13 protein-coding genes, 1 tRNA gene and 1 pseudogene are annotated in these 12,057 nt (G+C 65.8%); 6 read left to right on the top strand and 9 right to left on the bottom strand.

The window, feature by feature from the left end; genetic code table 11:
* From accB to ACLBKT_RS08005, 6 genes are all read right to left on the bottom strand, one after another.
* A complete protein-coding gene (accB, locus tag ACLBKT_RS08030) occupies positions 1-528 on the bottom strand; it encodes an acetyl-CoA carboxylase biotin carboxyl carrier protein (protein ID WP_410182406.1) in 528 nt (175 codons plus the stop codon).
* Positions 529-634: 106 nt separating this feature from the next.
* Positions 635-1,075 (bottom strand): type II 3-dehydroquinate dehydratase, encoded by a 441-nt coding sequence (locus tag ACLBKT_RS08025; RefSeq protein WP_410182405.1) that lies wholly within the window; start codon positions 1,073-1,075, stop codon positions 635-637.
* Entirely contained in the window at positions 1,072-1,353 is a 282-nt protein-coding gene (locus ACLBKT_RS08020) for a Txe/YoeB family addiction module toxin (RefSeq protein WP_410182404.1), read from the bottom strand. The genes ACLBKT_RS08025 and ACLBKT_RS08020 overlap by 4 nt, the downstream gene beginning before the upstream one ends.
* A complete protein-coding gene (locus ACLBKT_RS08015) occupies positions 1,350-1,604 on the bottom strand; it encodes a type II toxin-antitoxin system Phd/YefM family antitoxin (protein ID WP_410182403.1) in 255 nt (84 codons plus the stop codon). The genes ACLBKT_RS08020 and ACLBKT_RS08015 overlap by 4 nt, the downstream gene beginning before the upstream one ends.
* Positions 1,605-1,666: 62 nt before the next feature.
* Positions 1,667-2,080, bottom strand: coding sequence for a holin family protein (locus ACLBKT_RS08010; RefSeq protein WP_410182402.1), 414 nt, complete (start codon positions 2,078-2,080; stop codon positions 1,667-1,669).
* A gap of 68 nt (positions 2,081-2,148) precedes the next feature.
* Positions 2,149-3,051, bottom strand: coding sequence for an HpcH/HpaI aldolase/citrate lyase family protein (locus tag ACLBKT_RS08005; protein ID WP_410182401.1), 903 nt, complete (start codon positions 3,049-3,051; stop codon positions 2,149-2,151).
* Between the two features lie 137 nt (positions 3,052-3,188).
* On the opposite strand from ACLBKT_RS08005, the gene ACLBKT_RS08000 reads away from it, so the two are divergent.
* From ACLBKT_RS08000 to ACLBKT_RS07990, 3 genes and pseudogenes are all read left to right on the top strand, one after another.
* Positions 3,189-3,665: a (2Fe-2S)-binding protein gene (locus ACLBKT_RS08000; RefSeq protein ID WP_410182400.1), complete on the top strand. Its 477-nt coding sequence runs from the start codon at positions 3,189-3,191 to the stop codon at positions 3,663-3,665.
* Positions 3,665-5,932 (top strand): molybdopterin cofactor-binding domain-containing protein, encoded by a 2,268-nt coding sequence (locus ACLBKT_RS07995; protein WP_410182399.1) that lies wholly within the window; start codon positions 3,665-3,667, stop codon positions 5,930-5,932. Before ACLBKT_RS08000 ends, ACLBKT_RS07995 begins: the two co-directional genes overlap by 1 nt.
* A pseudogene (locus ACLBKT_RS07990) lies at positions 5,826-6,413 on the top strand (NTP transferase domain-containing protein); the annotation flags it as partial. The gene ACLBKT_RS07995 and the pseudogene ACLBKT_RS07990, both read left to right, overlap by 107 nt.
* Positions 6,414-6,439: 26 nt before the next feature.
* On the opposite strand, the gene ACLBKT_RS07985 reads toward ACLBKT_RS07990, so the two are convergent.
* Together ACLBKT_RS07985 and ACLBKT_RS07980 are read right to left on the bottom strand one after the other, a co-directional pair.
* Positions 6,440-7,444 carry an XdhC family protein gene (locus tag ACLBKT_RS07985; RefSeq protein ID WP_410182398.1) on the bottom strand — a complete coding sequence of 335 codons (1,005 nt, stop codon included), beginning with the start codon at positions 7,442-7,444 and terminating at the stop codon, positions 6,440-6,442.
* 109 nt (positions 7,445-7,553) lie between these two features.
* Positions 7,554-7,630 (bottom strand) — tRNA-Pro (locus tag ACLBKT_RS07980).
* A gap of 256 nt (positions 7,631-7,886) precedes the next feature.
* Between ACLBKT_RS07980 and yajC the strand changes: the two genes are divergently transcribed.
* From yajC to secF, 3 genes are read left to right on the top strand one after another with little or no spacing between them, the layout of a single operon-like run.
* Positions 7,887-8,216, top strand: coding sequence for a preprotein translocase subunit YajC (yajC, locus tag ACLBKT_RS07975; RefSeq protein WP_410182397.1), 330 nt, complete (start codon positions 7,887-7,889; stop codon positions 8,214-8,216).
* A 57-nt stretch (positions 8,217-8,273) separates the two neighbouring features.
* The gene (secD, locus tag ACLBKT_RS07970) at positions 8,274-9,848 is read left to right on the top strand and encodes a protein translocase subunit SecD (RefSeq protein WP_410182396.1); all 1,575 of its coding nucleotides are present in this window, start codon (positions 8,274-8,276) and stop codon (positions 9,846-9,848) included.
* A 13-nt stretch (positions 9,849-9,861) separates the two neighbouring features.
* Complete coding sequence (gene secF, locus ACLBKT_RS07965; RefSeq protein ID WP_410182395.1) at positions 9,862-10,839, top strand: protein translocase subunit SecF; 978 nt, start codon at positions 9,862-9,864, stop codon at positions 10,837-10,839.
* A 34-nt stretch (positions 10,840-10,873) separates the two neighbouring features.
* On the opposite strand, the gene ACLBKT_RS07960 is transcribed toward secF, so the two are convergent.
* A complete protein-coding gene (locus ACLBKT_RS07960) occupies positions 10,874-12,052 on the bottom strand; it encodes a glycosyltransferase (RefSeq protein WP_410182394.1) in 1,179 nt (392 codons plus the stop codon).
* Between the last annotated feature and the right edge of the window lie 5 nt (positions 12,053-12,057).

The raw sequence follows: 12,057 nt of genomic DNA, 5'->3' as shown, positions 1-12,057 counted from the left end.
TTAGGAAATCACCACAAGCGGCTGGTCGAATTCGACCGGCTGGGCGGTTTCGATCAGGATCGCAGTAACGGTGCCGGCGCGCGGGGCGGTGATCGGGTTCATCACCTTCATCGCCTCGACGATCAGCAGCGTGTCGCCTTCCTTGACCGCCTGGCCCACCGCGATGAACGGCGCAGCGCCAGGTTCAGGGGTGAGGTAGCAGGTGCCGACCATCGGCGATTTGACCGCGTTCTTGAGATCAGGGCCAGCGGGGGCGGCAGACTCTACGGGTGCAGGTGCGGCGGCGGGGGCGGGCGCAGGTGCAGGTGCAGCCGCGACCGGAGCGGGCGCTGCGGCATAGACCGGCGCGGCCGAAGCCACGCTCCCGCGCGAGACGCGGATCTTGCGGTCATCATCCTCGACCTCGATTTCGGTGAGGCCGGTTTCGTTGAGCAGTTCGGCGAGTTCGCGCACCAGAGCGGTGTCGATGTTCATTCCGCCCGACTTGCGGCCGTTTGCCTTGCCGGATTGGCCAGCGTCGTTTGCCATGTATGCCCCTTGTTGCGTGGTGCGACCTTAAAGCGCGAGCGTCTATTGCCACCAATTGCGGCAGGCAAGTGGCAGAGGTGCAATTTGTGAAAGTCCGATGACGATTTCAGACCTTACCTGCCGCTACGGCTTCGAGCGCGATGATGTAGGAACGCGCGCCGTGGCCCTCCACGGTCATGGCAGCGGCCATGCCCACATAGGAGAGGTGGCGGAAAGCCTCGCGGGTCTTCGGGTCCGACAGGTGCACCTCGATCACGGGTGTGCGGATCGCCTTGATCGCGTCAAGCAGCGCGACCGAGGTGTGGGTGTAGGCCGCCGCATTGAGCAGAACGGCCCGCGCGCCTTCGGCTTGCGCCTCATGCAGCCAGTCGACCAGCATCCCTTCGTGATTGGTCTGGCGCATCTCGATTTCGAGCCCGAGTTCGCGCGCGCGGTCCTCGAGCATCCCGGCGATGTCATCGAGCGTGGTGGTGCCATAAATCTCCGGCTCGCGCGTGCCGAGCAGATTGAGGTTGGGGCCGTTGAGGACGTAGACGAGGTTGGTCATTTTGATCGCTTTTCGTAGTGATACATGCACTGAGCGATGATCAGCACTTGCGCGTCGCCCGGGCCACTAATTTTGTAAACGAGTCGGTGCTCGCGATCGATCCGGCGTGACCAATAGCCTTGAAGTTCTTGTTTGAGCGGCTCCGGCTTGCCAGTGCCCTTGAAGGGGTGGCGGGCGCACTCCTTGATCAGGCCATTAATCTTTCGCACCATTGCCGGGTCGGTTTCGGCCCATTCTGCATATTCGCGCCATCCACTGACCGTGAAGGTGATTTTCATGGCTCAATGAGATCGTGCTCTACCAATTCGCCGCGTTCAGCCTGCGCAATGCTCTCGCGAAGCTGGCGCGCGTTTTCGGGGCTGCGCAGAAGGTGTTCTGTCTCCAGAATGGAATTCCATTCCGAAAGCGAGACCATCACCACCGCTTCGCCATTGCGACGGGTGATGATGGCTTCGGAATGATCGGCGACGACCTTGTCCATCACGGACTTCAGGTTCTTGCGCGCTTCGCTGTAGGTCATCACATCCATGGCAAGGCTCCTTGCGCCTTCATATGTACATTGAATGGTACAAACGCAAGGTGAATGAAGCCCTACCGATCCACCCCCTTGACCTTCCCCCACTGCCGCGCCGCCGTGTAGCCGAGGTAGCCGGTGCCGAAGAGCGCGTAGAGCGGCTCGGGCAGCCCCCCGAGATAGGCGTTCATCCCCGCGGCGATATCCCTCGCGGCGGCGGGGTTGAAGGCCGAGAGCACCCCCATCGGCAGCGAGGCGAGCAGCAGGACATACATCACGTAAAGAAAGCTGGGCCGGGCGCGGCTCGTCCAGGGGTCGGCGGAGTTGGCCTCGGCGACAATCGCCTGAAGCTGCGCCTCGATCATCCGCATTTCCTGCGTCCCTTCGAGCGCGATCAGTTCGAGCTTGGCTTTGGCGCGGGCTTCCTTGTCGGGGATGATCTTGTCGATGATCGAAGCGAGTGGGCCGATCAGGGCGTCTACGAGGGACATTGGTGCGCTCCTTGGCTGTGAGTCGCACGAAAATGACCAAACTGGTTCAAGTAGGAAAATGAAATAACCTAATTCGCATCTGACTCAGCCAGCAACCGCTGCGCCAGTGCCAGATGTGGCCGGTCGAGCATCGCGCCATCCAAGGCCACCACCCCTGCGCCCGGATGATCGGCGAAAGCCTGCACCACGGCGCGGGCGTGGGCCAACTCCTCCGCGCTGGGGGTGAAGGCCGCGTTGATCGGATCGACCTGCGCGGGGTGGATCGCCAGCATCCCGCGGAACCCCTGCGCCCGCACCCGACGCGCGCGCGCGGCCAGCGCGTCAAGGTCGCGGAACTCCGGCTGCACGGTCTCGATCGGCGCAACCCCCGCTGCCGAGGCACCGATGAGGCACAGACTCCGCGCCATTTCGTAGGTGTGGGAATATTCGCCGTCCGGTCCGCGCTGCTCGCGTGCGCCCAGCGCCGAAGACAAGTCTTCCGCCCCCCAGCTCATCGCCACCAGCCTCGCCTTGCCCGGATAATCGCCCGCATATTCGCCGGTGCGGAACATCGCTGCTGCGGTCTCGGTCACCAATGCGGCCACCAAGGTGCGGCCCTGCGGGATACCGTTCGCGGCTTCGAGCGCGGTGAGGTAGTGGTGCAGCTGGGTGATATCCGCCGCCCCTTCGGCCTTGGGGAGAAACACCCCGCCGGGACGCGCGGGAATGATCGCGGCGAGATCGGCGATGCAATCCGCGGTGCTGATCGGATTGATCCGCACCCACAACCGCGGGGCCTTGTCCGATGCGGCGATCTGCTCTGCCACCATCGCGCGGGCGGCGGGCTTGTTTTCGGGCGCAACCGAATCCTCCAGATCCAGCAGCGCAATATCCGCCGGGCTGGCGATCGCCTTGCCCATCTTCTTTTCGCTGTCACCGGGCGCGAACAGCCAGGAACGCATACGGGGCAGGGTGGGGGCGGTGTGGGGCATGGAAAGTTCCTCTCTCACCCCTGCGCTTACGAAGCGCGCCGCCCGCCTGCAAGCCTCCTCGCCGCGCGTCTTTCCGTTAGGCGGCGCGCCGACAGGTTGCTATATGGGACGCATATCAACCAGCGGGGGAGCCAGCTGTGGCAATCGCATTTTCGGTCAATGGCAAGCCAGTCGAGGTGGAGGCTGAGGCTGATACGCCGCTCCTATGGGCGCTGCGTGATGATCTCGGCCTGACAGGGACCAAGTTCGGCTGCGGGATTGCCGCCTGCGGGGCCTGTTCGGTGCACGTCGATGGCGCGGTGACCCGCTCGTGCAGTGTGCCGATCAGCGATGTCGCGGGCAAGTCCGTCACCACGATCGAGGGGCTGAAGGGGGCCGACGGGACGCTCCACAAGGTGCAACAGGCCTGGATCGACGCGCAGGTGCCGCAATGCGGGTATTGCCAGTCGGGCCAGATCATGGCGGCGGTGGCGCTGATCGAGCAGGTCGGCGCGCCCAGCGATGCGCAGATTGACGAGGCGATGACCAATATCTGCCGCTGCGGCACCTATCCGCGCATCCGCTCCGCTATCCTCGCTGCCACGGGCGCAGCCGCTCAGACGGGAGAGGCATGATGGCCGACAACCCCACTCCCGATCTCGACTTTCCCGAAACGGCAGCCCCGGCGGCAAAGCCGAAGCGCAAGGGCGTCAAGCGCCGCATCTTCCTTGCCGGCTCCGCACTGGTGGTGGGCGGCGGCATCTTCGGTGTGTGGTGGACGGACAGCAGTGCCAGGGGCCGCGCCAACACGCTGATCGGGGGCGAAGGCAAGCACGCCTTCAACAGCGTGATGACCATCGCCGAAGACGACACCGTCACGCTGTTCTCGCCCCACATCGATTTTGGTCAGGGATCGCACACGGCGCTGGGCCAGATGCTGGCGGATGAACTCGATGCGGCGTGGGACAAGGTCACAATCGAACAGGCTCCGGCCGACATGGCGTTCGCCAACGCGGCGCTCGCCAAGGGTTTCCTGCCCACCATCGTGGGCGACACAGTGGCCGGGCTGATCCCCGACGCCGTGATTGGCACGATGGCGCGGTCCATGCCGCTGATGATCACAGGCGGGTCATCCGCGATCCGCTTCACCGGAGAGGTCGCCATGCGCCGGACCGGTGCCGCCGTGCGGGCGGCGCTGGTGGCCGAAGCGGCTGACCGGATGGGCGTTCCCGAAAGCGAACTGACCACGGCGGATAGCAAGGTGATCCACGCCACGTCGGGCCGCAGCTTGCGCTATGGCGAGCTGGCGGCAGGCGCAGCGACGCGGTCGCTCAGCAGCGATCCCGTGCTCAAGACCCGCGATCAGTGGAAGCTGATCGGCCAGCCCGTGCCGCGCCGTGATATCCCGGCCAAGGTCGATGGCTCTGCGGTCTACGGGATCGACTTCACGCTGCCCGAGATGCGGGTCGCGACCATCGCGGCAGCACCGGTGCGCGGTGGCAAGCTGGAATCGGTCGACGAGGCCCCGGCGCTCGCCATCAAGGGCGTCGAGAAGGTGGTGAAACTGCCCGACGCCGTTATCGTGGTCGCCAAAGGCTATTGGCCCGCGAGCAAGGGCCTCGCCGCGCTGAACCCCAAGTTCACCGATGGCGGTCACGGCGCCATGTCGACCCCGGCGATTTACGCCGCGCAGGAAAAGCTGCGCAAGGCGGGCGGCGAGCCCGACAATGTCGGCGGCGACGGCGATGTCGATGCGGCCTTCGCCGCGGCAGGCGTCAAGGTGGTCGAAGCCGAATACCGCGTCCCCTTCCTCCACCACGCGATGATGGAGCCGTTCGCGCTCACCGGCCACTTCAAGGACGGCACGCTCCACTTGTGGGGCGGCTTGCAGGACCCGCTTTCGACCCGCGCGAAGGCTGCCAAGGCCGCCGGGCTGGAGGTCGACAATGTCGTCTTCCACCCGATGATCATGGGCGGGGGGTTTGGCCGACGCTTTCCCGATATGGTCGAGATCATCGACCAGATCGCCGTGCTCGCCAAGCAGGTGCCCTATCCGGTCAAACTGGTGTGGAGCCGTGAGGAAGAGTTGCGCCACGGCACCTACCGCCCCCAGTCCTCGGCGGGGCTCAAGGCCGCGCTCAAGGACGGCAAGATCACCGCCTGGCGCACCGATTACGTGCAGAGCGGCAGCGCGGAAGGCGAGGTGCCCTTCATCTACGCCATCCCCGCAACCTCGCGCCGTCATTTCGCTTATCAGTCGAACCAGATCGACGGGCCGTGGCGTTCGGTGAATGCGACCCAGATGGGGTTCTACACTGAAAGCTTCATGGACGAGCTAGCAGCGGCAGCGGGCGAGGATCCGTATCAGTTCCGGCGCAAGCATCTTCCCCCCGGATCGCGGCATCTGGCGGCACTTGATATGGTGGCGAAGCGTTCGGGTTGGGGCACGCCGCTGCCCGACGGTGTTGGCCGCGGGATCGCGATTGTCGAGAGCTTCGACACCATCGTCGCCGAAGTGGTCGAAGCCAGCCTCAAGGAAGACGGCAGCCCCAAGGTCTTGAAGGCCTGGGCGGTGGTCGACTGCGGCACCACGGTGAACCCCTTGAACGCCGATGCGCAGATCGCGGGCGGTCTGATCATGGGCCTGTCCTCGGCAATCGGAGAGCAGGTCACGCTCGACAAGGGCGCGGTGGTGGAGAGTAACTTCTCGGATTACCCGATCCTGAAGCTGGCCGATGCGCCGCCCGCGGTGGATGTGCACTTCATCGAAAGCGGGGCCAAGACCGGCGGCATCGGTGAACCGGGCCTGCCGCCAGCGTCGCCCGCGCTCGCCAACGCATTGGCGGCGGCAAGCGGCAAGCGCATCCGCAACCTGCCGCTGCTCACACAGGCCAAGGCGTAACTTGCAGGCCTGGTCAGCGCTGATCCTCGCCGGAGGGGCAGGGCGGCGCTTTGGCGGGGGCAAGTTGCTGGCCGATCTGGCGGGCGTCCCGGTGATTCGGCGCGCTGCGGAGGCGGTTGCGACAGCGGACTTTGCGGAGGTCGTGGTAGTGACCGGCGCGGAGGACGCGGGCATTCGTGCGGCGCTGGAGGGGCTAGGCGCGCGCATCGTCCCCGCGCCGGATTGGGCCGAGGGCATGGCGGCCACCTTGCGCACCGGCATCCTTACTCTCGCGCCTAACGCCAAGGGTGTTTGCGTGTTCCTCGGCGATATGCCGCTGGTGCCGGTTTCCCTTTGCCCCGCGCTCACCGAGGCCGCTGAACGGGCGGGCTATGCCGCGCGCCCACGGCGCGACGGCAACCCCGGCCACCCGGTCGCCTTCACCCGCGCAGCCTTTGCCGACCTGTTGACGCTGACAGGCGATCAAGGCGCAACCGCACTGCTGAAACAGCGCCCCGAGGCGGTCGCCTATATCGACACGGCTGAAAGCGGCGCGCTGCTCGATATCGACACGCCTGCCGATCTGGCCGCTGCGGCACGCGCATGGAACGCCTGCGCGACCTCCGCCACCAACGACAACGCCACCTCACGCGGGGCCTTGCCAAAGCCGTAGAGCCCGATCGGGGCGTGCAGGCGCGCAATCGCCGCCTCGCTCACGCCGTGACCGCGCAGGCGCGCCTCCCGCGCCTCCAGCCGCGCCCTTGCGCCGATGGCCCCGACATAGAACGCCTCGCTGAGCAACGCCGCCGCCAGCCCGCGCTCGTCATCCTCGCGATCATGCGAGAGCACCGCAATTGCCGTCCAGCGGTCAAGCCCGATCGCGGCGAGCGCGCTTGCGGGATCGTTGCGGTGATAGGTGATCCCGCGGAACGGCGCCGCCTCCGGCCCGCCGGGCGCGATCAGCGCCACGTCCCAGCCCATCTCCAGCGCGAGCCTCGCCGCTGACAGCGCCGCGCCGTCCTCACCGATCAGCACCAGCCGCAAGGGCGGGATGAACAGCCGCGTGTAACGCGCGCCGTCCCATGAATCGGAATGGGCCTCGTCGCTCGCCGCGGCAAGGCGCGCGCGTCCGTCGCTCGACCACAGGACGGGGTGGCGCGCGTCCCAGCCTTCGAGCAAGGCCGTAATCGCCCCTTCGTCGGCCGTTATCGGCTCGACCAGCACGGAAATCCCCGATCCGCAGGCGAGCTTGATGTCGATCCATGGACTGCCCTCGCCATAGCGCAGCAGACGCGGGGCACCCTCGGCGAGCGCCTCGCGCCCGTGGCGCGCGACATCCGCTTCTATGCAGCCGCCCGAAAGGAAGCCCCAAAATTCATCGTCGGTGATCAGCATCTGCGCGCCCACATCACGCGGGGCCGAGCCGTCCACCGCGACGAGGGTCGCCAGCGCAAAGCGATCAGGCACAGCAGGGCTGGCCCGCAATGCGGCGCGAATATCGTCGACGGGGGCGGCAAGACGCCAGCGGGTCATGGGGACAGGGCTTTCGTGAGAAGCGAGCCGCCCAGCCTAACCCGCCCGCACCCCGCGCGCAATTGCCTGCGCGGCGCGGAGTGATGCAGGCGGATAAAGGGGAAACCACTGGTCGGGACGAGAGGATTCGAACCTCCGACCCCCACACCCCCAGTGTGATGCGCTACCAGGCTGCGCTACGTCCCGACACCAGTGGAGCGGGGCCTATAGGGGGCATGGTTGGGGCTGGCAAGCGGGTTTGGCGGTGTTTTGCAAGCATCGGCGGCACAGTCCCTCCCCAGCCTTGTCTGGACGGAGAGGGACTTGCGGCTCTGCCTGTGGCCCTTGCACAACGGCCCGGCCCAATCATTGCGACCCGCTTGCAATGCTGCTAGGCGCGCCCACTTGAACGGCAGGGGGCAACCCTTGCATATCTTTCACGGGATCCTGACGGGCTTAACCTATGACATTCGACCTTCTTGCCGCCGCTGGCGCAGGTGCCGCAGGCGCGCCGCCGGCCTGGATCAGCTTCCTGCCGATCGTCGGCATGATCGCCATCTTCTGGTTCCTGATCATCCGCCCGCAGATGAAGCGGCAGAAGGACCACCAGGCCAAAATCGCCGCCGTCAAGAAGGGCGATCAGGTCGTCACTGCTGGCGGGTTGGTCGGCAAAGTGATCAAGGTCGACGAAACCTATGTCGAGCTTGAACTGGGCACCAATGTCCGCGTGAAGGCGATCAAGGCCACGCTCGGCGACATCATTCCGCCGGGCGGCAAGCCCGCCAACGACTGACGCTTTGGCCTGATGCCGCTGCCGTACCTGACCTTCTGCGCGTGAGACCCTGACGCAATGCTCGAATTCCCGCTCTGGAAAAAGCTTTGGCTGTGGGGGCTGACACTGGCCGCCACCGTGCTGGCCTTGCCTTCGCTGTTCAATGTCTCCGGCCTCGACTGGCCCTCGGCGCTGCCCAATCCGCAAGTCAATCTCGGTCTCGACCTTGCGGGCGGCTCGCACCTGCTGCTCGAAGCGCGGGCCGATGATGTGCGCGCCCAGCGGCTGACCAACATGGAAGAGACCGTGCGCCAGCTGATGCGCAACGCCAAGCCGCGCATCCGCATCGGCGATGTCTCGACAGCGGGCGGGCAGCTGTCCTTCATGCTCGAAAACGCCGGTGACATTGACCGGGCGCGCGGGCTGATCGAACCGGTGATGCAGGGCCAGACCACGGTGCGCGAATGGAGCCTCCAGGTCGTGGATGGCCAGCGCATGGTGCTGAGCCAGACTGATGCGGGGGTCAATCAGGCGCTCGACGATGCGATGGACAGCGCGACCGAAGTCGTGCGTCGCCGGATCGACGAGCTTGGCACGCGAGAGCCGACCATCATCCGTCAAGGCGATACCCGGATCGTGGTGCAGGTGCCCGGCCTGCAGGACCCCGATGCCTTGCGCGAATTGCTTGGCAAGACCGCGCAGCTCGAATTCAAACTGGTGGCCGATCCGGCGGGATCACAGGTCGGCACCGAGACCTTCCCCTATGCGCCCGGCTCCGGTCTTGATGGCCAGTTCGTCACAGTGAACCGGCTGGGCGGCATTCGCGGGGACAATCTGACCGGCGCTCAGGCCGGGGTCGATCCCGAGACCAACCGCAATATCGTCAACATCACCTTCGATTCGCAGGGCGGCGCCAAGTTCGCCAAGCTGACCACCGAGAATGTGGGCAAGCCCTTCGCGATCATCCTCGACAAGCAGGTGCTGTCCGCGCCGACGATCCAGACGCCGATCATCGGCGGCAGCGCGCAGATTTCAGGGAGTTTCACCCCGGAAAGCGCCAACAGCCTTGCGATCAGTCTGCGCTCGGGTGCCTTGCCGGTGCCGCTTACTGTGGTCGAGGAACGCACGGTTGGGCCTGACCTGGGTGCGGACTCGATCCGTCAGGGTCTGCTTGCCATGGCGATTGGCAGTATCGCGGTGATCGCGCTGATGATCGCATCCTATGGCCGCTTCGGCGTCTATGCGACCATCGCGCTGGTGTTCAACGTGCTGATGCTGCTCGGCCTGATGGCGGCGGGCGGCTTCACTCTGACCCTGCCGGGGATCGCGGGCTTCGTCATCACCATCGGCGCTGCGGTGGACGCCAACGTGCTGATCAACGAACGCATCCGCGAAGAACGTGCGCGCGGCCGCAGGGTCGTCGCCGCGGTCGAGACCGGCTACAAGGAAGCCAGCCGCGCGATCTGGGACGCGAACCTCACCAACGTCATTTCCGGCGTGGCGCTGTTCGCCTTCGGTTCGGGGCCGGTGAAGGGTTTTGCCGTGGTGCTGGTGATCGGCATCATCACCTCGGTCTTCACCGGGGTGACGCTGACCCGCATGTTTGTCGCCGGGTGGCTGCGCAAGGCGCGGCCCAACGACATCACGATTTGAGGAGCAAGCACCCATGAAACTCCTGAAGCTTGTTCCTGACAACACCAACATCAAGTTCCTGAAACTGCGCATCCCGTTCTTCGTGCTCAGCCTCGTGCTGATCTTCGGCAGCTGGGCGGCGGTGCTGGTCAACGGCCTCAATTTCGGGGTCGATTTCGCTGGCGGGCAGGAAGTGCGGATGACCTTCGTCGAGCGTGAGACGGCGCCGATCCCGTCGCTGCGCGAGCTGGTCGGCGGGCTTGGGTACGGCGAGCCGGTGGTGCAGGAATTCGGTGCCCCCAACCAGGTCTCGATCCGCGTCTCCCTGCCCGAAGGCACCGAGAACACGCCGGGCGCCGCCACTGCCATTGGTGACAAGGTGATCGCGGCGATTGCGAAGGAATATCCCGACGCGCGCAAGGACGGTAACGACACTGTTTCGGGCAAGGTCGCGGGCGAGTTCCGCAATCAGGCAATCCTCGCGTTGCTGGCGGCAATGGCGGCGGTTTCGGTCTATATCTGGATCCGGTTCGAATGGCAGTTCGGCGTCGGCGCGATGTTCGCGCTGGTGCATGACGTATCCGTCACCGTGGGCCTGTTTGCGCTGACGCAGATGGAGTTCAGTTTGCAGATCGTCGCGGCGATCCTGGCGATCATCGGCTATTCGCTCAACGACACCATCGTCGTCTATGACCGCATCCGCGAGAACCTGAAGAAGTATCGCAAGATGCCGCTGGGCGAGCTGCTCGATCTGTCGGTCAACGAGACGCTGGCGCGCACCGTGATGACCTCGCTGACGCTGTTCGTGGCGCTGATCCCCTTGCTGATCTTCGGCCCTCCGAGCTTGTTCGGCATGGTCGCGGCGATCACCGTGGGCCTGTTCATCGGCACCTATTCGTCGATCTACATGGCGGGTCCGCTGCTGATCTGGATGGGCGTCACCTCGAACAGCTTCGTGCCGACCGAGACAGCTACCGACCGTCAGGACAAGCTGGCGCGCGGCGAGGTTTAAGTCCCTCTCCATTGCGCTGCAACGGGGAGGGACTTTACGCTAGCAGCCGCTCATAATGCGCGGCCAGCGCTGCGGCATTGGCGTCCCAGCTGAACGCCTCCGTGAGCGCAGCCACAGCCTCGCGCGCCGGCGGGTTGGCGAGCACGGCATTGATCCCTGCCGCCACAGCCACAGGGTTGCGCGCCACTAGCCGCCCGGCGGTATCGCAGGCAATCAGCTCGCGCGCGCCGCCGACATCGCACGTCACCACCGGTGTCCCGCAGGCGAGCGCTTCGACCCAGGCATTGGCCAACCCTTCGCTGACAGTCGGCAGCACCATCACATCGGACGCCGACAGGATCAGCGGCATGAGATCATGGTCGATCGACCCGGCGAAATGCACCCTGTCCGCCACGCCCTCGCTCACCGCCAGCGCGCGCAGCCGGGCTTCGTCCTCACCCTTGCCGATCAGCACCAGCCGCGCGCCCGGTATCTCGCGCAAGGCGGTGATCGCGATGCCCTGACCCTTGCGCTCGATCAGCGCGCCGACGCAGGCGAGCAGCGGGGCATTGTCGGGCATTTCGAACCCCAATTCGCGGCTCAGCTGCGCGCGCAATTGCGTATGGCCGAAGGGGCGGAACCGGTCGCGGTCGAGCCCGGTGTAGTGCACCGTGATCCGCTCCGCATCCATGCCCAACTCCGCCATCTGGCCAGCCAGATCGCGGCTCACGGCAAGCATCCCGGTGGCCGTCTGTGCGGCGCCCAGCATCTGCTTTCGGGCAAAGTCCTGCTCCCCCCAGAAGCTGATGTCGCTCCCGCGGGCCTTGATCGACAGCGGCTGGCCCATTGCCTGTGCGATTGCGGCGGCGGCGGGGCCATCGGGGAAGAAGAATTGCGCGTCGAGCATGTCGATGGGCGTTGCCGTATGGATGCGGCGCACCAGCGGCAGGCAGGCGCGGGCGATGGCCCCCGCGTTGCGGCGTGCGCCGATGCGCGGGATCAGCGTGAAGCGCGGGCGGTGAACGGTGATGCCGCCTTCCTCGCTCACTGCGGGCAGATCGGCGAGCGGGCGGTAACGACCGAGGGCCAAGGGCGGCAGGCCAATGGGATTGACCAGCGTCACCTGCCAATCGCCGCGCTTGGCCAGCGCCTCCAGCGACCGCGCCACGAAGGTGCCGAACCGCGGATTGACCGGGTTCGGATAGAGCGTCGAAAGGGCGAGGACGTGTTTCATCGCCC

Origin of the sequence: Erythrobacter sp. W302b, from assembly GCF_046452395.1 — a bacterium.
In the GTDB taxonomy this organism is placed as follows: Bacteria; Pseudomonadota; Alphaproteobacteria; order Sphingomonadales; family Sphingomonadaceae; genus Erythrobacter.
Note: the sequence above shows the minus strand (reverse complement) of the source record. Positions and strands in the feature narration are given on the sequence as shown.

Excerpts from the sequence above, each read along its gene's own strand:
- accB (WP_410182406.1), bottom strand. The coding sequence starts at position 528 with ATGGCAAACGACGCTGGCCAATCCGGCAAGGCAAACGGCCGCAAGTCG.
- ACLBKT_RS08025 (WP_410182405.1), bottom strand. The coding sequence starts at position 1,075 with ATGACCAACCTCGTCTACGTCCTCAACGGCCCCAACCTCAATCTGCTC.
- ACLBKT_RS08020 (WP_410182404.1), bottom strand. The coding sequence starts at position 1,353 with ATGAAAATCACCTTCACGGTCAGTGGATGGCGCGAATATGCAGAATGG.
- ACLBKT_RS08015 (WP_410182403.1), bottom strand. The coding sequence starts at position 1,604 with ATGGATGTGATGACCTACAGCGAAGCGCGCAAGAACCTGAAGTCCGTG.
- ACLBKT_RS08010 (WP_410182402.1), bottom strand. The coding sequence starts at position 2,080 with ATGTCCCTCGTAGACGCCCTGATCGGCCCACTCGCTTCGATCATCGAC.
- ACLBKT_RS08005 (WP_410182401.1), bottom strand. The coding sequence starts at position 3,051 with ATGCCCCACACCGCCCCCACCCTGCCCCGTATGCGTTCCTGGCTGTTC.
- ACLBKT_RS07995 (WP_410182399.1), top strand. The coding sequence starts at position 3,665 with ATGGCCGACAACCCCACTCCCGATCTCGACTTTCCCGAAACGGCAGCC.
- ACLBKT_RS07985 (WP_410182398.1), bottom strand. The coding sequence starts at position 7,444 with ATGACCCGCTGGCGTCTTGCCGCCCCCGTCGACGATATTCGCGCCGCA.
- yajC (WP_410182397.1), top strand. The coding sequence starts at position 7,887 with ATGACATTCGACCTTCTTGCCGCCGCTGGCGCAGGTGCCGCAGGCGCG.
- secD (WP_410182396.1), top strand. The coding sequence starts at position 8,274 with ATGCTCGAATTCCCGCTCTGGAAAAAGCTTTGGCTGTGGGGGCTGACA.
- secF (WP_410182395.1), top strand. The coding sequence starts at position 9,862 with ATGAAACTCCTGAAGCTTGTTCCTGACAACACCAACATCAAGTTCCTG.
- ACLBKT_RS07960 (WP_410182394.1), bottom strand. The coding sequence starts at position 12,052 with ATGAAACACGTCCTCGCCCTTTCGACGCTCTATCCGAACCCGGTCAAT.